Below are 23,072 nucleotides of genomic sequence, written 5' to 3'. Positions count from 1 at the left end.
CTCATTGGAAATCGTCCGGTCAGTCCTTGTCAGGGTCTTATTCCTACGGATAATGCCGACCTTTCGCAAACTTGAGCCATAGATTCGCTTATGTTTTCCAGATCCTTGCTGTGCCTTGCTGTTTTCAGCGCGTCCACGCCCCTGCTTGCCGACACCGTCTGGTTGAAGAACGGTGACAAGTTGAGCGGCACTATTACCGTGTTCGATGGCGGCAAGCTGTTGATCCAGACCAAATATGCCGGTGCGGTCACGATTGACTGGAAAGAGGTCAAAACCCTGGACAGCGATCAGCACTTGCTGGTCAAGCAGGATGCCTACACCGGTGAAGTGTCCAAGTCGCTGACCGCCGCCGAAGATGGCAAGGTCACCCTGGCCAACGGAGAGGCGCCGAAAACCGTCGAACTGGCGAGCATTCAGCAGATTCTCAAACCAAAACCGGTGGTCGAGGATCTGGTGTGGAAGGGCAATGTCGACCTGGCGCTGGACTATCAGCGCGCTGAGAAGGATACCGACGACTACGATGTCGGCTTCAAGACCACGGCGCGCCATGGTCGCTGGCGTCATACCGCCGAAGGTGAGTACAACCGCGAAGTGCAGGACGACGAAACCACTACCAACAACTGGCGCGCCGAATATGCACTGGACCGCTTTTTCACCGATCAATGGTTCTGGCAGGGTCGCCTGAACTACAAGCGCGATCACATCGAAGAGCTGGCGCGCCAGCGCGTGGTCGGTACCGGTCCCGGCTACCAGTTCTGGGATGATGAGTTGGGTGCATTCTCGCTGGGCTCGCTGCTCAACCGCACCGATTACGAGTATCGCGATGGCAGCAAGGACAATTTCTATTCCGTCGCGATGAAGTGGGATTACAACCGTTACCTGATTGGCAAGAAAGTCGAGTTCTTCACCAACGGTGAAGTGGGCAAGCCGCTGTCCGGTGTCGCCGATTACGCGCTGGATGCTGAATTGGGGCTGCGCTACAAGGTCACCGACTGGGCATCGCTCAACCTCAAGGCTGAGCGTGACATCATCAGTGGCACCAACGATGCCGATCTGAACAAGACCCGTTACACCGCCGGGTTTGGCGTGGCCTGGTAGGGCACAAGCAAAAGATCGCAGCCTTCGGCAGCTCCTACAGAGGATTGATGTACATCCTGTAGGAACTGTCGAAGGCTGCGATCTTTTTTTGCGCCCGGAAAACAGACGCTCACAAAAAAGCCCCGCTTTTAAGGGCGGGGCTCTTTTCTAAAGAAGCTACAAGTTAGATAACTTGTACTTCTTCAGCTTGCATGCCTTTCTGACCGCGGGTAGCGATGAAAGAAACCTGTTGGCCTTCTTTCAGGCTTTTGAAGCCGTCGGATTGGATAGCTTTGAAGTGAACGAACAGGTCGTCACCGGATTGTGGAGTGATGAAGCCGAAGCCTTTTTCATCGTTGAACCACTTAACGGTACCGGTTTGGCGATTAGACATGGTGTAACTCCTTGAACAAAGATAACTGCGACTCAGGAAGAACCCTGGCCGAGACTGAGTGCAAAGAGCAGGAAAAATTCTTGTAGATGGTTGGATCGAAATTCAACATATCGTGTAGAGATTCTCAGTGACACAAGCAACACAGTGACGCCACCTTAACCCAGTTTCCGAGAAGTGCCAATGCTTCTTGCGAAGGTTTCTCTGTTTTCGGGATCGGCGGTGTGACGGTTCGTCGCCAAAGCCCGTATTTCATGGGTGTTCGGCGAGAATTGCACCGCGCACTTTGAACCCGGCGGCGCGCCCGGTAAGATGCGGGACAGAATTTTTCCACCTCGCTATTCAGGACACCCCCGCCATGAGCATCAAATCGGACAAGTGGATTCGCCGCATGGCGCAGGAACACGGCATGATCGAACCGTTCGTCGAGCGCCAGATGCGCGGCAGCGATGACAGCCGAGTGATTTCCTACGGTGTGTCGAGCTACGGCTACGACGTGCGCTGCACCAATCACTTCAAGGTGTTCACCAACATCAACTCGTCCATCGTCGACCCGAAAAACTTCGATCCGGGCAGCTTCGTCGACGTCCACAGCGATGTCTGCATCATCCCGCCGAACTCCTTCGCCCTGGCCAGCACCGTCGAATATTTCCGTATTCCACGTAATGTGCTGACCATCTGCCTGGGTAAAAGCACCTACGCGCGCTGCGGCATCATCGTTAACGTCACGCCGCTCGAGCCTGAGTGGGAAGGTCACGTGACGCTGGAATTCTCCAACACCACCAATCTGCCGGCGAAAATTTACGCCAACGAAGGCGTGGCGCAGATGCTCTTCCTTGAATCCGACGAGGAATGCGAAGTTTCCTACAAGGATCGCGGCGGCAAGTACCAGGGTCAGCGCGGCGTCACTCTGCCGCGCACCTGATCGGTCCATCCGACAGATCGCGGGAATTCTTTGGCGGGCAGACACTCTATGGGGTGTACTGCCCGTTTTGCTTTCGGCGAAACGGGCCTTCGCCGAGGAGTGCCCTATGAAGATCGATCCGCAAATCACTGCCGAACTGGCAAGGCTCGAGCCCAATCAGATTGGCGTATTGGCCTGGTCATTGCTGGCGCATCCGGCGCTGAGCATGGCCGGCGGAATTCCCGGACAGCCCGATCCCGATACCCCTAACGAACAACCCACTGAACCTGGCGAACCGACCCTTCCGGACGAGCCGCCACCGGCTCCGGTTGCCTGATATGCATTGAAAATGAATGGCCAGTCAGATGAGGTCTGCAGAGACTTCAACTGACTGGCCATATTTCGTTATCACCGATGACGAAAATCCTGCAGCTTTCATCCCTCTCGACTGCATATCCCCCAGTAAAGGCGCCAAATGCCGGCAGCAGACTGATATGTTCACCGAGCCTGAAACACGCCAGACGCAAACTCTGCCGCCCCTTGCCGTGCAGCCGGTAGACCGGGTGTACGTGACCGGCCAGCACATGCCTTTCGGGATGTGGGTCCGGCTCATGCTGCAAGGCGAATGGCCCGAGCAGCAGCGGTTCCGGCACCACCCGGATATTCAGCGATTCAGGTGGATCACCTGCGCGTTTGTCATGATTGCCGCGAATCAGTGTCATTGGCAGATCAGCGTGGCGCGCACGCCATTGCGCCAGCGCGTCCAGCGTGCCCGGGGCATGAGAGCCGGGCCCGTGGAGGAAATCGCCGAGAAAGATCAATAAGCGGCAGGGCAGCTTTGTCAGCAGCTGATCAATCACGGCGATATTGCTCGCCGTGGTGCCATGCGGGACCGGTTGACCAAGACTGCGGTAAGCCGCGGCTTTGCCGAAATGCACATCGGCAATCAGCAGGACCTGTTGCGCGGGCCAATACATGGCTTTCTCCGGCAAGAGCCAAAGCTCTTCGCCGGCCAGACGTACCGGGTAGCCTGAACTCATGGGGATTTATCCTTGTCGGCGCTGTTCTCCAGATCACCGACCAGCCGTCGGATCCGGTCAGCGAGTTTTTCCGAACTCATGCTTTCGCGCATGCGCTCCACCAGCAACGGAAACCCTAGCGGTGTAGGACGTTTGAGCTGATGCACATCCAGTTTCATCCCGTTGATCCGCTCCAATGTCTGTTCCAGGCGACGAATATCCAGTTCTTCCCGTAGGACTTCTTCCCCGGCCTGCGCCAGTAACAGATTTTCGGCGTCGTATTGTTTGAACACTTCGAAAAACAAACCGCTGGACGCCTGCACCTGTCGGGTACTTTTCGGCGCACCGGGGTAACCGGCGAAGACCAGCCCGGCAATCCGCGCGATTTCACGAAAACGCCGCAATGCCAGTTCACCGGCGTTCAGGCTGGCCAGAACGTCCGCTAATAAATCATCGGCATTGAAGAGATCGGCATTCAAGTACTCGGCCCAATCGATCGGCGTAGCGCTGAGCAATTCCAGACCGTAATCGTTCACCGCGATGGAAAATGTCACGGGCTGCCGTTGACTGACGCGCCATGCCAACAGGCTCGCCAGGCCCAGATGCACTTGGCGTCCGGCAAACGGATAGAGGAAAAGATGCCAGCCTTCGCGGGACTTCAAAACTTCGGCCAACAGGTTGTCTGTCGTGGGCAACCCCGACCAGCGCATCTGGGTTTCCAGCAATGGTCGCAAGGCCTGCATTTCCGGGCCGACGAACTCACCCTGTGCCGCCGTACTGAAGCGCCTGACCACAGCTTCGGCCAATTCGTTGGAAAGTGGCATCCGCCCGCCATTCCAGCGTGGTACGGCGGCTTTCTTCGCGGTGCTGCGTTTGACGTAAGCGGTCATGTTTTCCACCCGCACCAGCTCCAGCAAACGTCCGGCAAACAGAAAGCCATCACCCGGTTTAAGTCGCGCGATGAAGCCTTCCTCGACACTGCCCAACTGCTTGCCACCGCCGCCCTTGCTCCAGAATTTCAGATGGATGCTCGCGTCGCTGACAATAGTGCCGATGCTCATGCGATGGCGCCGCGCCAATCGCGCATCCGGAACGCGCCAGACGCCGTGCTCGTCCGGCTCGACCCGGCGGTAATCCGGATAGGCTGTCAGAGACATCCCGCCATGGCGTACGAAAGCCAGCGCCCACGCCCAATCGGCGGCTGTCAGGTCACGATAAGCCCAGGCGCCGCGGACTTCTTCGTACAACTCATCGGGTAAAAATCCTCCACCCAACGCCATGCTGACCAAATGCTGCACCAGCACATCCAGCGGTTTGTACGGTGACAGGCGCGGTTCGATGCGTCGTTGCTCGACGGCATCGCGGGCGGCGGCGGCTTCGATCAACTCAAGGCTGTGGGTCGGCACCAATGTCACTCGCGACGTGCGTCCTGGTGCGTGGCCTGAGCGACCGGCGCGTTGCATCAGGCGCGCAACACCTTTGGCCGAGCCGATTTGCAGCACGCGCTCGACTGGCAGGAAATCCACCCCCAGGTCCAGGCTTGAGGTGCAGACCACGGCTTTCAGTTGGCCGTCCTTCAAGGCTTGTTCTACCCAGTCACGGGTATCGCGAGACAGTGAGCTGTGATGCAAGGCGATCAACCCGGCCCAGTCCGGCCGTGCCTCCAGCAGTGCCTGATACCAGATTTCCGATTGCGCCCGCGTATTGGTGAAGACCAAGGTGCTGGCGCAGGCATCCAGTTCGGCAACGACCTGCGGCAACATTTTCAGACCGATGTGCCCGGCCCAGGGAAAACGCTCGATGGCCGGCGGGAGGAGGGTGTCAACCTTCAACGATTTTTCGCTTTGTCCCTGAATGCTGATGCCGCCGCCCTGTGGGATCAGCACTTGTTCGGCGTGGGATTGATTACCGAGGGTGGCGGACACGCCCCAGACGATCAGCTCAGGTTGCCAATGCCGCAGGCGGGCGAGGGCCAGCTGCAGTTGCACGCCGCGTTTGTTGCCCAGCAGTTCGTGCCATTCATCGACGACGATCATGCGCAGACTCGCCAGCGCCACCTGCGCATCGGCACGAGCGAGCAGCAGGGTCAGGCTTTCCGGGGTGGTGATCAGCGTGGTCGGCAGGCGCCGGCTCTGGCGGGCGCGTTCGCTGCTGCTGGTGTCACCGGTGCGCAGGCCGATGCTCCACGGGATCTGCAAATCATCGACCGGCGCCTGCAAGGCGCGCGCGGTGTCGGCGGCGAGGGCGCGCATGGGCGTGATCCACAGGACGGTCAGCGGTTCGGCGGGTTGTTTGCGTTTGCGCGGGGCTTCGACAGGAGGTTGCGAGCGCGCGAAGCGATTGAGTGCCGCGAACCACACGGCATAGGTTTTACCGGCACCGGTGCTGGCGTGGAGCAGACCGGATTCGCCGTTTTTCACCGCCGTCCACACCTGTTTCTGAAAGGCGAACGGCTTCCAGTCACGGGCGCTGAACCAGATTTTTGCCAGGTCGGGGGATTTCGCCATGCGGGCTGCGCGCGCTCTGGAGGTGTTCTTCCAGTGACCGCACGGCAGGTCGACAAGTTTGATTTTTGTCGGCGATGAAAAACGAATGTGGGAGCGAGCCTGCTCGCGATACGGTGTGTCAGCCAACGATTTGTAAACTGACACACCGCATTCGCGAGCAGGCTCGCTCCCACAGGGGGATTGTGTACGGCGTTATTTGAGATTGCCGCTGAGGAATTGCTTCAGGCGTTCGCTTTTCGGGTTGCCGAGCACTTCTTCGGGCGCACCTTCTTCTTCCACCAGACCTTGGTGCAGAAACAGCACCTGGCTGGAAACCTTACGAGCGAAACTCATCTCATGGGTCACCATGATCATCGTCCGGCCTTCCTCGGCCAGCCCTTGAATCACCTTCAACACTTCCCCCACCAACTCCGGATCGAGCGCCGAAGTCGGTTCATCGAACAACATCACCTCCGGCTCCATCGCCAACGCCCGGGCAATCGCCACACGCTGTTGCTGGCCGCCAGAGAGAAACGCCGGATATTGATCCGCCACCCGCGCCGGCAAGCCGACCTTGTCCAGATAACGCCGCGCACGGTCGTCGGCTTCCTGTTTGCTGCAGCCCAGCACCCGGCGCGGGGCCATGGTGATGTTTTCCAGCACGGTCATGTGGCTCCACAGGTTGAAGTGCTGGAACACCATCGCCAGCCGCGTGCGCAAACGTTGCAGTTCATCGGCGTCGGCGACGTGCATGCCGTGGCGGTCGGTGACCATGCGGATCGCCTGGCCATCGAGGCTCATGGCGCCGTCGTTGGGTTGTTCGAGAAAGTTGATGCAGCGCAAAAAAGTACTTTTGCCCGAGCCACTGGCGCCGATCAGGCTGATCACGTCGCCGGTCTTGGCCTTGAGCGACACGCCTTTGAGCACCTGATGGTCGCCATAGCTTTTGTGCAGGCCTTCAACGGTCAGTTTGTACATGGGACAGACATCCTCAAGGCGAAAGTAGGTAGCCGCTGCGATAGGCTTCAGCGCCCGCAACATGGGCGATGACCATGCCGGCCGTGGCCATGCGTCGCAGCGAGCGGGCGTACATCACGCCGGCGCTGGTGCAATGAACAGGGGTGATCCGGTCGTTGATCGGGTCGATGATTTCGGCGATCTGCTGTCCGGCCTCCAGCACTTGCCCCGCCGTGGCGGTGTACACCAGCAGGCCGCCGACCGGGGTGGTCACCGGTTCCACACCGGCCAGCGGCGTGGCGGGGAACGGCAACGGCGGTTGCGGTTTGGTCTCGCCGACAATCGCATCGGACTGGATCAGGTAGTCGATCAGCGCCTGGCAGTCGCGGCTGGCCAGCGGATGGGTGACGTCACCCTGGCCGCGCAACTCAACGGTCACCGAGAAGCTGCCGAGTGGAATCTCGAATTTTTCGCCAAAGCGTTCCTTCAATTGCCACCACAGCAGCGTGAAGCATTCGTCGAACGACTGGCCTCCGGAGTCGGTGGCCAGCAGGCTCGCCTGAGCTTCGATGTAGCGCGCCAGCGGTTCGACCTGCGGCCACGCTTCGGGCGTGGTGTAGAGGTGCACCACAGATTCGAAGTCGCAGTGCAAGTCGAGCACCATGTCCGCATCGCAGGCCAGCCGTTGCAAGGTCAGACGCTGGGATTGCAGTTGCGTGCTGGCAGTCTGGCGGGCGAGGGCGTTGCGCAGATGCGTGCGGATCAGTTCGAGGTTGTGCTGCGGATCGTTATTCAGCTTGCCCTCGATGGCGTTGCCGATTTCTTCGCTGAGGTCGACGAACCAGCGGTTGAAGTTTTGCCCGCTCTCCAGTTCGTAGCGGCCCAGTGGCACGTCCATCAGCACTTGTTCGAGGCCGACCGGGTTGGCCACCGGCACCAGCACGATTTCGCTGCGCAGGCGGCCGGCGGCTTCCAGCTCGGCCAGACGTTGCTTGAGGTGCCAGGCGACGAGCATGCCCGGCAGTTCGTCGGCATGCAGCGAAGACTGAATGTAAACCTTGCCCTTGGCCTGCTCCGGGCCGAAGTGGAAGCTGTGGATCTGTCGTGCGGTCCCCGGCAGTGGGGCCAGCAAGTCATGGATCAGGTGGCGCATTTGCAAAGTTGTCCTAGTGAGTCGGGCCGAGGAAGGCCAGCCATCGGCGTTCGGCAAGGCGGAACAGGCCGACCAGCGCAAAGGTAATGGTCAGGTAGATCAGCGCGGCGATGCCGAACGACTGAAAGGTCAGGAAGGTCGCCGAGTTGGCGTCCCGCGCAACTTTCAGGATGTCGGGAATGGTCGCGGTGAAGGCCACGGTGGTCGAGTGCAGCATCAGGATCACTTCGTTGCTGTAATACGGCAACGAACGGCGCAGCGCCGACGGCATGATCACGTAGGCATACAGCTTCCAGCCGGTCAGCCCGTAAGCCTTGGCCGCTTCGACTTCGCCATGGTTCATGCTGCGAATCGCCCCGGCGAAAATCTCCGTGGTGTAGGCGCAGGTGTTGAGGGCGAAGGCGAGGATTGTGCAGTTCATCGCATCGCGAAAGAAACTGTCGAGCAGCGGCTGAGCTCGCACGGCGGCCAAGCTGTAAATGCCGGTGTAGCAAATCAGCAACTGGATATACAGCGGCGTGCCACGGAACAGGTAGGTGTAGAACTGCACCGGCCAGCGAATGTAGAAGTGCGGCGAAACCCGCGCGATCGACAGCGGAATCGACACCAGGAAACCGATGAAGATCGAAGCGCTGAGCAGCCACAGCGTCATCGCCAGCCCGGTGATGTTCTGGCCGTCGGTATAAAGGAAGGCGCGCCAGTATTCCTGCAGAAGTTCGATCATCGTACGGCCTCCCGGGCACCGGCGGCGTAGCGGCGTTCGAGCCAGCGCAGGATGAAATTCGAGGCACTGGTGATCAGCAGATAGATCAACGCGGCGAGAACCAGGAAGTAGAACAGTTGATAAGTGCTTTTACCGGCGTCCTGCGCGGCTTTGACCAGATCGGCCAAACCGATGATCGACACCAGCGCAGTGGCCTTGAGCATCACCATCCAGTTGTTGCCGATACCCGGCAGGGCAAAGCGCATCATTTGCGGGAACACCACAAAGCGAAAGCGCTGACCGCGTTTGAGACCGTATGCGGTGGCGGCTTCAACCTGACCGCGCGGCACGGCGAGGATCGCGCCACGGAAGGTTTCGGTGAAATACGCGCCATAGATAAAACCCAGGGTCAGCACCCCGGCGCTGAACGGGTCGATTTCGATGTATTCCCATTCCAGGTAATCGGTCAGGGACGTCAGCCAGGTTTGCAGGCTGTAGAAAATCAGCAGCATCAGCACCAGATCCGGCACACCGCGAATCAGCGTGGTGTAGAGCTGGGCGGGCAGGCGCACCAGTTTGACTTTTGACAGCTTGGCGCTGGCGCCGAGCAGGCCGAGCAACACGGCCACCAGCAGCGACAATGCCGATAATTTGATGGTCATCCAGGTGCCTTCCAACAGCAAAGGGCCAAAACCCTTGAGGCTGAAGGCAGAGAGCCCCAGATTTTGTAAGAGGTTTTCAAACATAAATCAGCAACCTGAGCGGATGGAAAAGGCGCCCATCGAGGATGGGCGCCGGGGCATTATTTGCCGCTGTACAGATTCAGATCGCCAAAGTGTTTCTTTTGAATCTCGGCGTATTTGCCGTCATCGTGTAACGCTTTGATACCTTTATCTAAAAGCGCTTTCAGCTCAGTGTTACCTTTCTTAATACCGACAGCGGTTTTGGCTGGCAGCAATTCGCTGTCGACTGGCTTGCTGACGTCATAGTCGGCGCCCTGAGGCGACTTCAAAAAGCCCAGTTCGGCTTGCAGCATGTCCTGAATGCCCGCGTCGAGACGGCCGGAGGTCAGGTCGGAATACACCTGATCCTGGTTCTGATAGGCCTGGGTTTTCACGCCGGCCTTGTCCAGCACGGCTTTGGCGTAGGCTTCTTGAATGGTGCCCTGCTCGTAGCCGACGGTTTTGCCCTTGAGGGACGCGACGTCTGCGGTGATACCGGAACCTTTCTTGAACACATAAGCGGTCGGGCCGGAGAACAGCTCGCTGGAGAAATCGATGACTTTTTCGCGGGCCGGGGTCACGGTCATCGACGAGATCACACCGTCGAATTTGTTGGCCTTGAGGCCCGGAATCATGCCGTCGAAGTCACTTTCGACCCACTTGCACTTGACCTTCAGTTCGGCGCAGATCGCGTTGCCCAGGTCGATGTCGAAGCCCACCAGGCTGCCGTCGGCCGCTTTCGACTCAAACGGTGCGTACGAAGGGTCAACGCCAAAGCGCAGCTCTTTGTATTCCTTGGCCAGCGCGGAGCCAGCGGCCATGCACAACGCCAGTGCAGAAAGGGTCAGCAATGCTTTTTTCATTATTCAATCCCTAAGAACCAATATGAGCGCTTGTGGCGCAGAATTATTGTTACTGGAACGCGTACGACCTATAGAAAGTAGCAATTTCCGAACCAGAGTCCCGAACAAGTGTTTTAAAAGGTTGGCGCAGCGATTGGATGAGCGAGTCAGTGCCCGCAAACGGGCACTGAAAATAGCTTGCACTGATTCAGGGCTGATCGTTCCCACGCTCTGCGTGGGAATGCAGCCCGGGACGCTCCGCGTCCCATGCAGAGCCGAACGCGGAGCGTCCGTTGAGGCATTCCCACGCGGAGCGTAGGAACGATCTTCGCGTCATGTTGAACTCAGGCGAGAAGATCCTGCAATGTGGCTAGACTATCCGCCTCATCCACGGTTTTATCTTGTCGCCAGCGCAGCATCCGTGGAAAACGTACGGCAATCCCGCTCTTGTGCCGCCGCGACAGGGCGATGCCTTCGAAACCCAGCTCAAACACCAGACTCGGCTTCACACTGCTCACCGGGCCGAATTTCTCCACGGTGGTCTTGCGTACGATGCTGTCGACCTGGCGCATTTCCGCATCGGTCAGCCCCGAATAGGCTTTGGCAAACGGCACCAGCGCGCGTTGGCTGGACTCGGGCGGGCCGTCCCACACAGCAAAGGTGTAATCGCTGTACAGACTGGCCCGCCGACCATGGCCGCGCTGCGCGTAAATCAGCACCGCATCGACACTGAACGGATCGACTTTCCACTTCCACCACACGCCCATGTCCTTGGTGCGGCCAACCCCGTACAGCGAATCCCGCGCCTTGAGCATCATGCCTTCGACACCCAGTCGCCGTGAGGCTTCGCGCTGGCGGGCGAGGTCGAACCAGTCGCTGCCGGTCAGCACCGGTGAGGCCAGCAGCACCGGGCTGTTGCAACGGGCGATGACCTCTTCCAGTTGCGCGCGGCGTTTGGCTTGCGGCTGGTTGCGCCAGTCTTCGCCCTGCCATTCGAGCAGGTCGTAAGCGAGCACCACCACCGGCACCTCTTCGAGGATTTTCTTGTCGAGGGTTTTGCGTCCGATGCGTTGTTGCAGCAAGGCGAAGGGTTGCACCGCCGGTGGTTCGGTCGATTGCGGATCAAAGGCGTCTTCAGTGCGCGGATGGGTGCTTTTCCACACGACGATTTCGCCGTCGATGACCGTGCCATCGGGCAGGCCGTGTACCAACACATCCAGTTCGGGAAAACGCTCGGTGACCAGTTCCTCGCCCCGCGACCAGATCCACAGCCGCCCCTCACGCTTGACCACTTGTGCGCGGATGCCATCCCATTTCCATTCAATCTGCCAGTCGCTGGCCGGTCCGATCAGTGCTTCGAATTCTTCCACCGGTTGCGACAACGCATGGGCGAGGAAAAACGGGTAGGGCTGGCCACCGCGCTGGGCATGTTCATCGCTGGATTCAGGGGCGATCAGCTTCAAGTAGCTGGCGGCGCTTGGCCGATTGGACAGGTCGGTGTAGCCAACCAGACGCTGCGCCACGCGTTTGCTGTCCAGCCCGGCCATCGATGCCAGAGCCCGGGTGACCAGCAGTTTCGATACGCCGACGCGGAAACTGCCGGTGATCAATTTGATGCACAGCATCAGGCTCGATCGATCCAGTTGCGCCCACAGGGCGGGCAGTTGTCGGCTGAGGTATTCCGGAGTTTCACCGCGTAGCGGCAGAAGTTTATCTTCGATCCACTCGGCGAGGCCGGCGTCGGAACTGTGCGGGTTTTCCGCGAGCACCAGCGAAATGGTTTCCGCCAGGTCACCGACCGCTTGATAGCTTTCTTCGAACAGCCACGGTTCCAGGCCTGAAATCTCGACAGCCAGTTCGCGCAGGATTCTTACTGGGACCAGTTGCCGGGGCCGGCCACCGGAGAGAAAGTACACCGCCCACGCGGCGTCATGCGGTTCGGCCTGGGCGAAGTACGTCTGCATCGCCGCCAGTTTGGCGTTGCTCGACGTGGTCGCGTCGAGTTCGGCGTACAACTCGGCGAATGCTTTCATGCTGGCATCTCGGCGATGGTCGGTTCGGTGGCGATGTTTTCTTCTTCGTCATCGCCGTATTCGGTGTTGAAACCCTGAGCATCCAAACCCTGTTCGCGCAGATGCCGCACGAGCACGCCGATCGAACCGTGGGTGACCATCACCCGTTCTGCGCCGGTTTGCTCAATGGCCCAGAGCAGGCCGGGCCAGTCGGCGTGATCGGAGAGCACGAAACCGCGATCCACACCGCGCCGCCGTCGGGTGCCGCGCAAGCGCATCCAGCCACTGGCAAACGCGTCGCTGAACTCGCCGAAGCGGCGCATCCAGGTGCTGCCTCCGGCTGAGGGCGGGGCGATGACCAAGGCCTGGCGCATGATCGGGTCGCTTTTCTTCACGTCTCCGGCGTAGATCGTCGGCGGCAGGTACACGCCAGCCTCGCGATAGACCCGGTTCAGCGGCTCGACCGCACCGTGGCTGAGGATCGGGCCGAGGCTTTCGTCGATGCCGTGGAGAATTCGCTGGGCCTTGCCGAACGAGTAGCAGAACAACACGCTGGCCTTGCCGGCCGCGATGTTCGCCGCCCACCACTGATTGATCTCGCTGAACACCTGCGCCTGTGGCTGCCAGCGGTAGATCGGCAGGCCGAAGGTCGATTCGGTGATGAAGGTGTGGCAGCGCACCGGTTCGAACGGGGCGCAGGTGCCGTCGGGTTCGATCTTGTAATCGCCGGACGCGACCCAGACTTCGCCACCGTATTCCAGGCGTACTTGTGCCGAGCCGAGAACGTGCCCGGCAGGGTGAAAGCTCAAAGTGACACCGTGGTGTGTCAGGCGCTGGCCGTAGGCGAGGGTTTGCAGATTGATGTCTTGCCCCAGCCGCGCGCGCAAAATCCCTTCGCTGGCGCTGCTGGCGAGGTAATGCTGGTTGCCGGTGCGGGCGTGATCGCCGTGGGCATGGGTAATGACCGAACGCTCGACGGGGCGCCACGGGTCGATGTAGAAATCTCCCGCAGGGCAATAAAGACCTTCGGGACGGGCGATAACAAGGTCCATGTCATTACCAGAATGGAGGGCTTGTTAGCTATGAGGCTGGCGCGTGTCCGGAAGTTCTATCGACTTTGAAGGGCGACCCTCACCCCAGCCCTCTCCCGGAGGGAGAGGGGGCCGACCGAGGTGTCTGGAAGAGCTACGCCGACCTGAAAAACCGAGGCAAACACAGATTCTGAACCAGATCAAAAGCCCCTCACCCCAGCCCTCTCCCGGAGGGAGAGGGGGCTGACCGAGGTGTCTGGGAGAGCTACGCCGACGTGAAATACCGAGTCGAGCACAGATTCTGGACCAGATCAAAAGCCCCTCACCCCAGCCCTCTCCCGGAGGGAGAGGGGGCCGACCGAGGTGTCTGGAAGAGCTACGCTGACCTGAAAAACCGAGGCAAACACAGATTCTGAACCAGATCAAAAGCCCCTCACCCCAGCCCTCTCCCGGAGGGAGAGGGGGCTGACCGAGGTGTCTGGGAGAGCTACGCCGACGTGAAATACCGAGTCGAGCACAGATTCTGGACCAGATCAAAAGCCCCTCACCCCAGCCCTCTCCCCGAGGGAGAGGGGGCCGACCGAGGTGTCTGGCGCGCTACATCGACCTGAAAAACCGGGTTGATTATGGATTCGGCAAGGCACGAACCGAGTTGATTCTGGATTCGGCAGTGCACGTTAAGGTCGGCGTATGTCCCAAGCATCCCCCAATCAGTCCCCTCTCCCTTCGGGAGAGGGTTAGGGTGAGGGGCTTTTGACCTTTGCCTTATTTGCCGGGAGTAAGAGTCAGGCGAGTCTTGCCATACACCCGGTCAAAGTTCTGCGGCTGCATCGGCAAACCGATGTACTGCCCCTTCAGCCACGCATCGATGCCATTGAGGTAATTCGGACTCACCGGATTCCCCGATTGCCCCGTACCGTTCTGCCCCATCAGCGGTTCAGCCTGACCGAAGTCGACGATAAAACGCATCGACGGCGCACGCGTGGTGGTGAAATCCTGACCCCAGGTGAACGCCGAAGTGTTCAGCGTCGTGTGATCGCCACCCGCCGCCAGCGGCCCGCGAACGGTCTGGCCATTGCTGTTCTTCCACGCATAGCTGTGCAATTTGCCCCACTGCCAGGCCCGGTGATCGCCACCCAACTGACTCTCGCCAGCGCTGATCGCTGCGGCAAAGCTGCGGGCAAGAATCACCGTTTTATCCTCTTTCTGCGGCGTGCGAATGTCATCCCAGAACGGACTGTCTTCACGCCCCAACAGATGATCGGCCTGCGCCGCATAAGACAAATCACCATTGGCAATAAACGCTTTCCACGCCGGGCTCGATTCCGGGCCGAGTTCGTCAAGGAAGATCTGCTTCATGCTTTCCTGCAGGAACAACTCATAGATCGCCGCATCCGCCGAGGTCGGGCTGAGCTTGCCGTCGAATGCCATCAACCGCGTAAAAGCTTCACGGGCCTTGCTGCGATCCGCTTCCGGCAGGGTATCGATCGCCTGTTTCAGCGGTTGTTTCATTCCCGGCGCTTCGAAGACTTTCTTCAGCTTGGCGGCGAAGGTGGTGGTCTGGTCGTATTGCATGGCGATCACGCTGCGGCTGTCCTGCTTGCCGCTGCCGGCCAGTTCCGCCAGACGTTCGCCACGCTCCGGTGCGGCCCACGAGTTCGACAATTGCATGCCGTAACCGTGCGGGATCACACGCTGGTTGGCGGTGCCGAGCCAGCCTTGCGCCGGGTCCTGATCGTACGGGTGCAGCATCGGGTCGGCGTAACCGTCCCAGTCGTAACGACCTTCCCAGCCTGGCGATGGCAGCAGGCCTTCGCCTTCGCGACGGTTAGGAAAACGCCCGGTGACCTGCCAGCCAATATTGCTCGCATCGGCGAACACCAGATTCAAGGCGATGGCGCGAATTTCACGGCTGGCATCCGAGGCACGTTCGACGGTTTGTGCGCGGGTCAGATCAAAAAACGCATCCAGCGACTTGTCGTCGGTGAAGCTCGGCGTCTGCAAGGCCAGACCGAAACCATTGCCCTGCGCCGCTGCCTGAGCACTGTTGAGCAGCGCACCGTGACGGGTTTCGTACACCACTTCACGAATCGACCGCTGGCCTTTGACGAAGTAGGTTTCGTTACGCACGCCCAGCGGTTGCCATTTGCCGTTGACCTCGTAGGTCAGGCTGTTGCCCTGGCGACGGATTTTTTCCAGGAACAGATCCTGATTGTCGCCGAGCACGCTGGTCATGCTCCACGCCACTTTGCCGTTGAAACCACCGAGGACCAGCGGCACACCGGCCACGGTAACGCCGGCGGCTTGATATTTCGGTGCGCGAATCTGCACGAAGCTCCACAGCGACGGCGCGGCTAGCGGCCCATGGGCGTCGCTGGCCAGCAGGCTCTTGCCGCTGCGGCTGCGTTGCGGGGCGATTGCCCAGTTGTTCGAAGACGTGGTGCCCAGCAGGTTCAGTGCCGACAGTTGCTGGCTGGCGCTGCTCAGTTCGGTCAGCCCCGGGATCTGCCCGTTGAGCCTGAGGCCTTGCAGCTTGTCGGCTTCAGCCAGCGGCAAGTTTTCGTCGGGCGCGGACGGCGTCAGCCAGGCGAGTTTGTCGCTGGTCACGGTTTGCGCGAGCACCAGCGAGGAAATCTCTTCCGGCAGGTTGGCCGACTGGCTGAAGTTCAGCAGGGCGAAGATCAGCGCCGAATCTTCCGGCTTCCAGTATTCAGGCTTGTAGCCGCTGGAGGCGAGATCGCCCGGCAACTTGTCGGCGTAGCGGAACAGGTAGGCGTTGACACCCCGCGCATAGACTTCGAAGAAACGCTTGAGGCGTGGTGACGAAGCCTTGTACAGCTCACCGGCGCTTTTCTTCAGATTGACCGCGCGCATGTAGCGGTCGGCATCGAGCATCGAGGCGCCGGACATTTCCGCCAGACGGCCCTGAGCGAGCAGGCGCAGGGTGACCATCTGGTTGATGCGGTCGCTGGCATGGACGTAGCCGAGGCTGAACAGCGCGTCGTGGAAGGTGTTGCTCTCGATCAACGGCATGCCCATGGCATTGCGTCGCACCGAAACATTCTGCGCCAGGCCCTTGAGCGGTTGCACGCCGGAAGTTGGCGGGAGGGTGTCCTGAGCGTTCCAGGTCTGGCACCCGGACAGGCCCAAAACACCGGCCACTGCTGCGGCAACGCCGAACCGGGGAAGAAAATGAGTAAGGGCTGGCGAGGCCATGGCAAAGCTCCTGCGGGGGGTAGCGTCAGTAAAGGCGCTACGTTAGTGAGCAGGAGGTGGCCGCGCAAGCGGGGCGAGCGCTTATTTCTTCCCGCTGATCGACCTGTGCACATTGGATATGCCTTGCAGGGTTGGAGGGGAGAATGCTGAACTGCGCAAAACTCAATGACCCCCGTATCGAGAAAAACCGCCATGGAGCTTCAGGCCAACGCTGCACTGATCGTCATCGACCAGCAAAAAGGCATCCTGCAGCCGCGTTTGGGGCGAAGGAATAATCCTCAGGCTGAACAGCGAATCCTTGAGCTGCTGGGGTTATGGCGGCGTACTGCAAGGCCGGTGATTCATGTACAGCACCTGTCGCGCGAGCCGGGTTCGGTGTTTTGGCCTGAGCAGGAAGGGGTGGAGTTTCAGGAGCGGTTTTTGCCACAGGATGGCGAGTGGCTGATTCAGAAGCAGGTGCCGGATGCGTTTTGTGCCACCGGCCTGGAGGCGCGCTTGCGTCAGGCGGCAATCGGGCAGTTGGTCATCGTCGGTGTGGCGACCAACAACTCGGTGGAGTCGACAGCGCGCACGGCGGGCAATCTGGGGTTTGATGCGTGGGTGGCGGAGGATGCGTGCTTCACGTTCGACAAGGCCGACTATTTCGGCACCTTGCGCACAGCTGAAGAGGTGCACGGGATGTCGCTGGGGAATTTGCACGGCGAGTATGCGACGGTGGTCAGTGCTGCAAAGATTCTGGTGGCTAGCTGAAAAACTTCGCCGTATGTGCCGGCCCCTTCGCGAGCAGGCTCGCTCCCACAATGGACCACATTCCAACTGAAGAAACCCGCTCACCTGTAGGAGTGAGCCTGCTCGCGATAGCGGTTTATCAGGCGACAACGATGTTGCATGTGCCGGCCTCATCGCGAGCAGGCTCACTCCTACAGGAAATGCATTCCAACTGGAGGAACTCGATTGACTGTGGGAGCGAGCCTGCTCGCGAAAGCGGTCTGTCAGGCGAAACGACTGTCCGCCCCGGACATCAAGCGCCGTGGCACTTCTTGAATTTCTTGCCGTTGCCGCATGGGCACGGGTCGTTGCGGCCCACGTCTTTCAGGGCGTTGCGCACCGGTTCCTGGTGGGCGTGGCCGCAGTTCGGGCCGTGAACATGGCCGTGGTCATGGTCGTGATGATGGTCATGATCGTGGTTGCAGTCAGGGCCATGGACATGAGGTTGCTGGGTCATCGGTGTTGCTCCGGAATTAAATCGGCGGGGATTATCACGCCATTGCGCTCAAGGTGCACGTAGTGGGCGATGAATAAACCGGTTTCCATCTCGCCCTGCAAACGATAGGGGATCTGCTGGTTGGGACTTTTCAGCATTTTCACCACGTCTTTTACCCGAGGCCACAGGTTGGTGCGGATCGGCACTTTGAAGTACGCACTGCGTTTCGGCCCGACGGTGAACCAGTGTTCATGCTCGCCTTCGGCCAACAGCATATCTGCCAGGTGAATGCGGTATTCCAGCCCCCGCACGGTCAGGTCGCTGTCGTTGGGATTGTCGATGCGAAAGTGCAGGATGAACTTCTGTTCGAGCAGTTTGGCGCGCACCACTTCGACTTTCACCAGATGCACGGCGGGGTCGACGCTGTCATCGCTGAACCACGACGCGCAACCGCCGAGATTGAGGATCAGCATCAAAAACAGAAAATGTAATGTGCGCTGGCAACCGAGCATGATTTAACTCCCTTTGGTGCCAGTCTAGACGCTAAAAGATCGCAGCCTTCGGCAGCTCCTACAGAGAAACGCATTCCATGCAGGAGCTGCCGAAGGCTGCGACATTTTGATCTTAAGCGCCGAAATACCCCGCACAGCATTTCTTGAATTTCTGCCCGCTGGCGCACGGGCAACTGTCGTTGCGCCCCAGCTTCAACTGCACCGTCGGGTCAATGAAGTACCAGCGCCCGGCGTTCTGCACGAACGATGAGCGCTCGCGATGGCTGTGCTCACCCTGATCATCGTGCCAGCGCGCGGTGAAAGTGACGAAGGCGTGTTCTGGCTGACCGCCGAGCACTTCCGAACTCTCGACCTCAAGACCAAGCCAGGTGCTCTGCGCACTCCAGTCGCTGATCGACTGACGATTCAGTCCCGCTTGCTGAGCCGGCAGGGTCGTCGTCACCAGATAATCGATCAACCCCAGTACATAGGCGCTGTAGCGCGAACGCATCAACGCTTCAGCGCAGGGCGCCGGGTGGCCATCGTGATAATGACCGCAGCAGGCATCCAGCAGATTACCGCTGCCGCAAGGGCAAATGGCTGTACTCATTGCATTACCACCAGTATTTCCCGAAGTTTTCCGGATTGGCCCAGAAACGTGAGTTGAGCCAGTCGGGGACTTGTTTGTAGTCAAGCAGATCGTAGGTGAACAGGGTCAGCACTTGATCGTCGCGCTGGAAGCGTTCACTGGCTTGCAGTGCCAACGAATAGAAATCGGTTTCCTGCCAGCCGCTGGCTGCCAGGTCTGACAGCACAGCGATGCGGCTGGCGTTGAGATTGCGAATTCCGCCCAACAGGTTCAGGCCGTCGCGCTTGGGCAAATGTTCCAGACAATCGACCACCAGCGCCAGATCGAAACGCTGTGCAGCGAGTTCAGCAGGCAGTGCGCCCGGTGCTGCATGCGCGACGGCGGTGTCCGGATGCGCCTCTTTAAAGGCACTCAATGCCGGAAACTCGCTGGCGCCGATCAGCAGTAAGCGTGCCGGGGCATAACGATCCAGTAAAGCGGCCAACGCCTGTTGCGGCGTGCGGGAAGAAATGGCGACGTTCATCAAAGCTCCTCAATCAGACCGCCAAGACTAGCCTGCCTGAAGGTGGCGGCAAAGAGACCTGTTTCGCCCGTTTGCGGCAAAAGCGCCAAAGTCCTGTGAACACGGTCGCAAACAGCAGTGGCCTATTGCTGGCGGAGATTAAAACTCCGGTCTTTACTCCCTGAATCGGTTTTAAGCCGATCCCTCAGGAGAAAACTAGATGAGCATAGTTCGGACAGCATTACCCTTGGTTCTGCTAACCAGTGTGTTGACTGGTTGCGCAGGTTTGCAGAAAACCGACTGGCCGACCTGTGCGGCGGTCGGCGGTGTCGTTGGTGCCGGTCTCGGCGCCACCGAGAGTTCGGCGTGGGCGGGCTACGGCGCGCTGATCGTCGGTGGTACGGCAGCGGCGTATTGCTGGGTCCACGGTGATGGCGACGAAGATGGCGATGGTGTGCCGGACAGTCGTGACAAGTGCCCGGGCACGCCTAAAGGCGTACAGGTCGACGCTGACGGTTGCCCTCCACCCGCTCCTGCACCAGTGGTGGAAGAGGCTGTCGTGGTCAAGGAAGAAACCATCGTCATTCGCGATGTTCACTTCCAGTTCGACAAAGCCACACTGACCGGCCCTGACAAGCAAGTGCTCGACAAGGTCGCCACACGCCTGAAGCAGGAGTCCTCGACGGCGCAACTGACCGTGAGCGGTCATACCGACAGCGTGGGCAGCGATGCCTACAACAAAAAACTGTCGGATCGTCGCGCTCACTCGGTGGTGGATTACCTGATCCAGCAAGGTGTGCCGCGCGCCAGCTTCGTTTCGGTGTCCGGTCTGGGTGAAAGCCAGCCAGTGGCCGACAACAAAACTGCGGACGGTCGCGCGCAAAACCGTCGTACCGAAATCAAAATCCAGCGTTAAGCCCCTCTCGCATCCGCGGCTTGTGCAGTCGCGGATGCGGGTCTTTACTCCTGTGTAACCGGTATGGGCCGGTGACACAGGAGCTTTCACAATGACTGTTTTCTCAAGGTCCGTCTTGCCGGTGCTGCTGCTAGGCAGCTTGCTCACCGGTTGCGCCACGCACAGCGATGGCACTGCACCCCTCAATCAACGTACGTGGCCGATCTGCAGCCTTATCGGCGGGCTGGTCGGTGGCGGTCTCGGCGCCATTGAAAGTGGCGGCTGGGCCGGCGGCGGCGCAGCGCTGGGGATCCTCACCGGCGGACTGATCTGTTATGCCCAGGACGGCGATGAAGACGGCGATGGCGTGTTCGACCGCCGCGACCGTTGCCCGGACACCCCGGAAAACACCCCGGTCGATCACCGTGGTTGCCCGCTGCCGCAGTATCCGGTCACGGAAAAAGTGCCGGAGCCTGTACCGCAAACCGAGGTCATCACCCTCAGCGATGCCGGCAACGTGCTGTTCGACTTCGACAAGTCCGATCTCACGCCGGCGGCGAAAGCCCAGCTCGATACGCTGATGGACAAACTGCGCAATGCTGACGTTGTGAGCATCAAAGTCATCGGTCACACCGACAGCAAAGGGTCGGATGCCTACAATCAGGCATTGTCGGAACGGCGTGCGAGCAGTGTCGCGGCGTATCTGCTGAGTCAGGGGCTGGCGCCGAACAAGCTCACCAGCGAAGGGCGCGGAGAAAGTGAACCGGTGGCCGATAACGCAACCGATGAAGGGCGCGCGCAGAATCGTCGCGTGGAGTTGCATATCAATCGCTAGGACGCCTCTGTAGGGCGCAGGCTAGAGCTGCCGGACGATTTTCAAAGTCGTTGCGGCAGCCATTTGGCGGCGCAGCGAAGTTTTTTCATTTGTGCCTCTGGCTTATCCCCCGCAGAAGCCGTTACTGTGCGCCCAAAGAATAATTCGCAACACGGGGGAGCGTATGAAAGTGTTCTGGGGGCTGGGGCGGTTGTTGACCCTGCTGTTCTGCTGCGTGGTGCTGGTCAATCAGCTGGTGCCGTTCGTACATCCGCTGCATCTGCTGGTCAATCTGGCTGGCGGTCTGTTGTTGCTGATCCATGTGCTCGAAGTGCTGCTGTGCAACCGCAGCCTCAAAGGTCGTCCGCACCCTTGGCGTGACCGTGGCCGCATCCTGCTGTTCGGCGTTTTCCACCTGCAAACCATCCCGGCCCCGGCCGCTCCGGAGGCTTCTTCCCATGCGTAAACTTTGCTTGCTCGCTGCATTTATCAGTCCGTTGGCCTGTGCCCAGGTTGTCAGTGTTGAAACCAACTCGCTGATGCGTTTGCCCAATACCACCAGCACGTTGCAGCTCGAGCGTCTGGATGTCGCGGATTACGGCACCTTGCTGATTCCGGCCAACGTGACCGAGCTGACCGTGGGCGAGTTGCGTTTGGGTCATGAAGCGCGCATTGCCATCGTTCCGGCCGAACAGGCGCTGGAATTGAAAGTGGCCCGCGCCGAACTGAGTGAAGGTAGCCAGATCACCGCGCGCGGGGCGCCGGGGACTTATGAAAAAGCTGCCCGTGCAGGGCGTAATCTGAATCTGCAATTCAAGGCGTTGAACGCCTCGCAACTGTTGGTTGATGCTCGTGGCGGCACCGGCGCGCCGGGTTTTGTTGGCCTGGATGGCGGTAACGGTGAAGACCCGGGCTGCACCTATGGCGCGGCTGGGCACGGTTTTGATGGCAGTAACGGCAGCGACGGCCAACCGGGCGCACCGGGTGCGCTGGTACGCCTTGAAGTGCCGCGCGAGTTTCCGGCTGAGCTGATCAAGGTCAATGTGGCTGGCGGTGCCGGTGGCCCGGCGGGCGTTGGCGGCAAAGCAGGGAAGGGTGGCAAGTCCAAGGGCTGCCTGGTGTATCGCGCGGATGGCGGCAAGAACGGCAAGGCCGGGGCTGATGGACAGCCTGGGCCGGTGGGGGCGGCGGGGGCTGTGACTGTGCAGCGCCTCTGAACGTTTTACCCTCACCCCAGCCCTCTCCCGGAGGGAGAGGGAGCCGACGGAGATGTCTGGCGTTATACATCGACCTGAAAGATCGGGTCGATTATGGATTCAAAGCCGGTCTCTCAAGTCGGCGTATCCCTCAAATATCCCCCATTCGGTCCCCTCTCCCCCCGGGAGAGGGCTAGGGTGAGGGGCTTTCCGAGGTGACTCAGGCTATCCATCGACCTGAAAAAAACCGTGTCGATTTTGGATTCAAAGCTAATCCTTCAGGTCGGCGTAACTCTTCAATATCCCCCATTCAGTCCCCTCTCCCCCCGGGAGAGGGCTAGGGTGAGGGGCTTTTGATTTCAGAACATCGGTCTTGCCGCGGCAATTGCCACCAGCACCACGCCGACTATCAAGTTAATCCCCACCACCCGGCGAATCCGCCCCAGCGCCGCCGCACCTGTCGGCCAGTCCTTCACTTCCACCGCTTTACGCAGCTCCGGCAGCATCAAGCCCTGAATGCGGATAAACAGTGCCGTCATCACCACATACAAGCCCATCATCACCTGCACATATTTCGGCGCGGTCTCAAAGCCGACCTGCTGCAAATGCAACATGCCCACGCCGCTGATCGGCAACAGGATCACCGCAACCCAGACCCAACGGAAAAAACCTTGAAACACTTCCACCCACAAGGTCAGTCGGGCTGGGCCGTCGAGGGCCTTCACAGCCGCCGGGCGCAGGACCATCCAGGCGAAAAACATGCCGCCGACCCAGACCAGGGCGGACAGCACATGCAGGGGATAAACGAGGCTAAAAAGTGTCATTGGGTTACTCCGTTCTGCGCAGGATCGATTCGCGGGGTATGATA

24 protein-coding genes are annotated in these 23,072 nt (G+C 59.8%); 8 read left to right on the top strand and 16 right to left on the bottom strand.

Annotated features, from left to right (window positions below; translation table 11 throughout):
* The first annotated feature begins 90 nt into the window (after positions 1-90).
* Entirely contained in the window at positions 91-1,098 is a 1,008-nt protein-coding gene (locus tag ACOYXJ_RS03105) for a DUF481 domain-containing protein (protein WP_460367842.1), read from the top strand.
* Positions 1,099-1,261: 163 nt separating this feature from the next.
* On the opposite strand, the gene ACOYXJ_RS03100 is transcribed toward ACOYXJ_RS03105, so the two are convergent.
* Positions 1,262-1,471, bottom strand: a complete 210-nt coding sequence (locus ACOYXJ_RS03100) for a cold-shock protein (RefSeq protein WP_002554837.1) — start codon at positions 1,469-1,471, stop codon at positions 1,262-1,264.
* Between the two features lie 355 nt (positions 1,472-1,826).
* On the opposite strand from ACOYXJ_RS03100, the gene dcd reads away from it, so the two are divergent.
* Together dcd and ACOYXJ_RS03090 are read left to right on the top strand one after the other, a co-directional pair.
* The gene (gene dcd, locus ACOYXJ_RS03095; protein ID WP_007918616.1) at positions 1,827-2,393 is read left to right on the top strand and encodes a dCTP deaminase; all 567 of its coding nucleotides are present in this window, start codon (positions 1,827-1,829) and stop codon (positions 2,391-2,393) included.
* 106 nt (positions 2,394-2,499) lie between these two features.
* On the top strand, positions 2,500-2,709 hold the full coding sequence (locus ACOYXJ_RS03090) for a hypothetical protein (protein WP_095119221.1): 210 nt from the start codon (positions 2,500-2,502) through the stop codon (positions 2,707-2,709).
* A gap of 46 nt (positions 2,710-2,755) precedes the next feature.
* On the opposite strand, the gene pdeM is transcribed toward ACOYXJ_RS03090, so the two are convergent.
* The 10 genes from pdeM to ACOYXJ_RS03040 all read right to left on the bottom strand — a co-directional run bounded on the left by pdeM (position 2,756) and on the right by ACOYXJ_RS03040 (position 16,513).
* Positions 2,756-3,412 (bottom strand): ligase-associated DNA damage response endonuclease PdeM, encoded by a 657-nt coding sequence (pdeM, locus tag ACOYXJ_RS03085; RefSeq protein WP_460367840.1) that lies wholly within the window; start codon positions 3,410-3,412, stop codon positions 2,756-2,758.
* Positions 3,409-5,898, bottom strand: coding sequence for a ligase-associated DNA damage response DEXH box helicase (locus tag ACOYXJ_RS03080; protein ID WP_460367838.1), 2,490 nt, complete (start codon positions 5,896-5,898; stop codon positions 3,409-3,411). The genes pdeM and ACOYXJ_RS03080 overlap by 4 nt, the downstream gene beginning before the upstream one ends.
* A 192-nt stretch (positions 5,899-6,090) precedes the next feature.
* Positions 6,091-6,855 (bottom strand): ABC transporter ATP-binding protein, encoded by a 765-nt coding sequence (locus ACOYXJ_RS03075; protein WP_007918612.1) that lies wholly within the window; start codon positions 6,853-6,855, stop codon positions 6,091-6,093.
* Positions 6,856-6,868: 13 nt separating this feature from the next.
* Complete coding sequence (locus tag ACOYXJ_RS03070; protein WP_460367836.1) at positions 6,869-7,987, bottom strand: succinylglutamate desuccinylase/aspartoacylase family protein; 1,119 nt, start codon at positions 7,985-7,987, stop codon at positions 6,869-6,871.
* 13 nt (positions 7,988-8,000) lie between these two features.
* The gene (locus ACOYXJ_RS03065) at positions 8,001-8,711 is read right to left on the bottom strand and encodes an ABC transporter permease (RefSeq protein ID WP_016986412.1); all 711 of its coding nucleotides are present in this window, start codon (positions 8,709-8,711) and stop codon (positions 8,001-8,003) included.
* Positions 8,708-9,436: an ABC transporter permease gene (locus ACOYXJ_RS03060; protein ID WP_007918609.1), complete on the bottom strand. Its 729-nt coding sequence runs from the start codon at positions 9,434-9,436 to the stop codon at positions 8,708-8,710. Before ACOYXJ_RS03060 ends, ACOYXJ_RS03065 begins: the two co-directional genes overlap by 4 nt.
* A 56-nt stretch (positions 9,437-9,492) precedes the next feature.
* Positions 9,493-10,275, bottom strand: a complete 783-nt coding sequence (locus tag ACOYXJ_RS03055; RefSeq protein WP_007918608.1) for a transporter substrate-binding domain-containing protein — start codon at positions 10,273-10,275, stop codon at positions 9,493-9,495.
* A gap of 323 nt (positions 10,276-10,598) precedes the next feature.
* The gene (locus ACOYXJ_RS03050) at positions 10,599-12,287 is read right to left on the bottom strand and encodes an ATP-dependent DNA ligase (protein WP_460367833.1); all 1,689 of its coding nucleotides are present in this window, start codon (positions 12,285-12,287) and stop codon (positions 10,599-10,601) included.
* Complete coding sequence (locus ACOYXJ_RS03045; protein ID WP_460367831.1) at positions 12,284-13,318, bottom strand: ligase-associated DNA damage response exonuclease; 1,035 nt, start codon at positions 13,316-13,318, stop codon at positions 12,284-12,286. The genes ACOYXJ_RS03050 and ACOYXJ_RS03045 overlap by 4 nt, the downstream gene beginning before the upstream one ends.
* A gap of 744 nt (positions 13,319-14,062) precedes the next feature.
* Positions 14,063-16,513 (bottom strand): penicillin acylase family protein, encoded by a 2,451-nt coding sequence (locus ACOYXJ_RS03040; protein WP_460367829.1) that lies wholly within the window; start codon positions 16,511-16,513, stop codon positions 14,063-14,065.
* A gap of 192 nt (positions 16,514-16,705) precedes the next feature.
* On the opposite strand from ACOYXJ_RS03040, the gene ACOYXJ_RS03035 reads away from it, so the two are divergent.
* The gene (locus ACOYXJ_RS03035) at positions 16,706-17,263 is read left to right on the top strand and encodes a cysteine hydrolase family protein (RefSeq protein ID WP_460367827.1); all 558 of its coding nucleotides are present in this window, start codon (positions 16,706-16,708) and stop codon (positions 17,261-17,263) included.
* Between the two features lie 271 nt (positions 17,264-17,534).
* Here ACOYXJ_RS03035 and ACOYXJ_RS03030 read toward each other — a convergent pair whose 3' ends face one another.
* The 4 genes from ACOYXJ_RS03030 to ACOYXJ_RS03015 form a co-directional block, all read right to left on the bottom strand.
* On the bottom strand, positions 17,535-17,738 hold the full coding sequence (locus ACOYXJ_RS03030) for an SEC-C metal-binding domain-containing protein (RefSeq protein ID WP_003198420.1): 204 nt from the start codon (positions 17,736-17,738) through the stop codon (positions 17,535-17,537).
* Positions 17,735-18,229: an LEA/WHy family protein gene (locus tag ACOYXJ_RS03025; RefSeq protein WP_150792541.1), complete on the bottom strand. Its 495-nt coding sequence runs from the start codon at positions 18,227-18,229 to the stop codon at positions 17,735-17,737. The genes ACOYXJ_RS03030 and ACOYXJ_RS03025 overlap by 4 nt, the downstream gene beginning before the upstream one ends.
* A gap of 112 nt (positions 18,230-18,341) precedes the next feature.
* Positions 18,342-18,818 carry a YchJ family protein gene (locus ACOYXJ_RS03020; protein WP_460367825.1) on the bottom strand — a complete coding sequence of 159 codons (477 nt, stop codon included), beginning with the start codon at positions 18,816-18,818 and terminating at the stop codon, positions 18,342-18,344.
* Positions 18,819-18,822: 4 nt separating this feature from the next.
* Positions 18,823-19,320, bottom strand: coding sequence for a DUF6231 family protein (locus ACOYXJ_RS03015; protein ID WP_095119210.1), 498 nt, complete (start codon positions 19,318-19,320; stop codon positions 18,823-18,825).
* 199 nt (positions 19,321-19,519) lie between these two features.
* On the opposite strand from ACOYXJ_RS03015, the gene ACOYXJ_RS03010 reads away from it, so the two are divergent.
* The 4 genes from ACOYXJ_RS03010 (at position 19,520) to ACOYXJ_RS02995 (ending at position 22,225) form a co-directional block, all read left to right on the top strand.
* Positions 19,520-20,215: an OmpA family protein gene (locus ACOYXJ_RS03010; protein ID WP_102902677.1), complete on the top strand. Its 696-nt coding sequence runs from the start codon at positions 19,520-19,522 to the stop codon at positions 20,213-20,215.
* Between the two features lie 91 nt (positions 20,216-20,306).
* On the top strand, positions 20,307-21,029 hold the full coding sequence (locus ACOYXJ_RS03005; protein WP_141129689.1) for an OmpA family protein: 723 nt from the start codon (positions 20,307-20,309) through the stop codon (positions 21,027-21,029).
* A gap of 163 nt (positions 21,030-21,192) precedes the next feature.
* Entirely contained in the window at positions 21,193-21,474 is a 282-nt protein-coding gene (locus tag ACOYXJ_RS03000; RefSeq protein WP_460367823.1) for a DUF1145 domain-containing protein, read from the top strand.
* Positions 21,467-22,225, top strand: a complete 759-nt coding sequence (locus ACOYXJ_RS02995) for a collagen-like protein (RefSeq protein WP_460367821.1) — start codon at positions 21,467-21,469, stop codon at positions 22,223-22,225. Before ACOYXJ_RS03000 ends, ACOYXJ_RS02995 begins: the two co-directional genes overlap by 8 nt.
* 338 nt (positions 22,226-22,563) lie before the next feature.
* Here the strand turns inward: ACOYXJ_RS02995 and ACOYXJ_RS02990 are convergent, their stop codons facing one another.
* Positions 22,564-23,028 (bottom strand): CopD family protein, encoded by a 465-nt coding sequence (locus ACOYXJ_RS02990; protein WP_460367819.1) that lies wholly within the window; start codon positions 23,026-23,028, stop codon positions 22,564-22,566.
* Positions 23,029-23,072 lie beyond the last annotated feature (44 nt).

The sequence above is a fragment of the Pseudomonas sp. Tul2A7 genome, assembly GCF_054790505.1.
The sequence above is the reverse complement of the archived record's forward strand: the minus strand, read 5'-3'. Positions and strand labels throughout refer to the sequence as shown.

What these genes read in the sequence shown, in the direction of transcription:
- pdeM (WP_460367840.1), bottom strand. Translation starts at nt 3,412, where the DNA reads ATGAGTTCAGGCTACCCGGTACGTCTGGCCGGCGAAGAGCTTTGGCTC.
- ACOYXJ_RS02995 (WP_460367821.1), top strand. Translation starts at nt 21,467, where the DNA reads ATGCGTAAACTTTGCTTGCTCGCTGCATTTATCAGTCCGTTGGCCTGT.
- ACOYXJ_RS03035 (WP_460367827.1), top strand. Translation starts at nt 16,706, where the DNA reads ATGGAGCTTCAGGCCAACGCTGCACTGATCGTCATCGACCAGCAAAAA.
- ACOYXJ_RS03005 (WP_141129689.1), top strand. Translation starts at nt 20,307, where the DNA reads ATGACTGTTTTCTCAAGGTCCGTCTTGCCGGTGCTGCTGCTAGGCAGC.
- ACOYXJ_RS03090 (WP_095119221.1), top strand. Translation starts at nt 2,500, where the DNA reads ATGAAGATCGATCCGCAAATCACTGCCGAACTGGCAAGGCTCGAGCCC.
- ACOYXJ_RS03060 (WP_007918609.1), bottom strand. Translation starts at nt 9,436, where the DNA reads ATGTTTGAAAACCTCTTACAAAATCTGGGGCTCTCTGCCTTCAGCCTC.
- ACOYXJ_RS03105 (WP_460367842.1), top strand. Translation starts at nt 91, where the DNA reads ATGTTTTCCAGATCCTTGCTGTGCCTTGCTGTTTTCAGCGCGTCCACG.
- ACOYXJ_RS03030 (WP_003198420.1), bottom strand. Translation starts at nt 17,738, where the DNA reads ATGACCCAGCAACCTCATGTCCATGGCCCTGACTGCAACCACGATCAT.
- ACOYXJ_RS03020 (WP_460367825.1), bottom strand. Translation starts at nt 18,818, where the DNA reads ATGAGTACAGCCATTTGCCCTTGCGGCAGCGGTAATCTGCTGGATGCC.
- ACOYXJ_RS03015 (WP_095119210.1), bottom strand. Translation starts at nt 19,320, where the DNA reads ATGAACGTCGCCATTTCTTCCCGCACGCCGCAACAGGCGTTGGCCGCT.
- ACOYXJ_RS02990 (WP_460367819.1), bottom strand. Translation starts at nt 23,028, where the DNA reads ATGACACTTTTTAGCCTCGTTTATCCCCTGCATGTGCTGTCCGCCCTG.
- ACOYXJ_RS03050 (WP_460367833.1), bottom strand. Translation starts at nt 12,287, where the DNA reads ATGAAAGCATTCGCCGAGTTGTACGCCGAACTCGACGCGACCACGTCG.
- ACOYXJ_RS03075 (WP_007918612.1), bottom strand. Translation starts at nt 6,855, where the DNA reads ATGTACAAACTGACCGTTGAAGGCCTGCACAAAAGCTATGGCGACCAT.
- ACOYXJ_RS03055 (WP_007918608.1), bottom strand. Translation starts at nt 10,275, where the DNA reads ATGAAAAAAGCATTGCTGACCCTTTCTGCACTGGCGTTGTGCATGGCC.
- ACOYXJ_RS03040 (WP_460367829.1), bottom strand. Translation starts at nt 16,513, where the DNA reads ATGGCCTCGCCAGCCCTTACTCATTTTCTTCCCCGGTTCGGCGTTGCC.
- ACOYXJ_RS03025 (WP_150792541.1), bottom strand. Translation starts at nt 18,229, where the DNA reads ATGCTCGGTTGCCAGCGCACATTACATTTTCTGTTTTTGATGCTGATC.
- ACOYXJ_RS03100 (WP_002554837.1), bottom strand. Translation starts at nt 1,471, where the DNA reads ATGTCTAATCGCCAAACCGGTACCGTTAAGTGGTTCAACGATGAAAAA.
- ACOYXJ_RS03000 (WP_460367823.1), top strand. Translation starts at nt 21,193, where the DNA reads ATGAAAGTGTTCTGGGGGCTGGGGCGGTTGTTGACCCTGCTGTTCTGC.
- ACOYXJ_RS03070 (WP_460367836.1), bottom strand. Translation starts at nt 7,987, where the DNA reads ATGCGCCACCTGATCCATGACTTGCTGGCCCCACTGCCGGGGACCGCA.
- ACOYXJ_RS03045 (WP_460367831.1), bottom strand. Translation starts at nt 13,318, where the DNA reads ATGGACCTTGTTATCGCCCGTCCCGAAGGTCTTTATTGCCCTGCGGGA.
- ACOYXJ_RS03080 (WP_460367838.1), bottom strand. Translation starts at nt 5,898, where the DNA reads ATGGCGAAATCCCCCGACCTGGCAAAAATCTGGTTCAGCGCCCGTGAC.
- dcd (WP_007918616.1), top strand. Translation starts at nt 1,827, where the DNA reads ATGAGCATCAAATCGGACAAGTGGATTCGCCGCATGGCGCAGGAACAC.
- ACOYXJ_RS03010 (WP_102902677.1), top strand. Translation starts at nt 19,520, where the DNA reads ATGAGCATAGTTCGGACAGCATTACCCTTGGTTCTGCTAACCAGTGTG.
- ACOYXJ_RS03065 (WP_016986412.1), bottom strand. Translation starts at nt 8,711, where the DNA reads ATGATCGAACTTCTGCAGGAATACTGGCGCGCCTTCCTTTATACCGAC.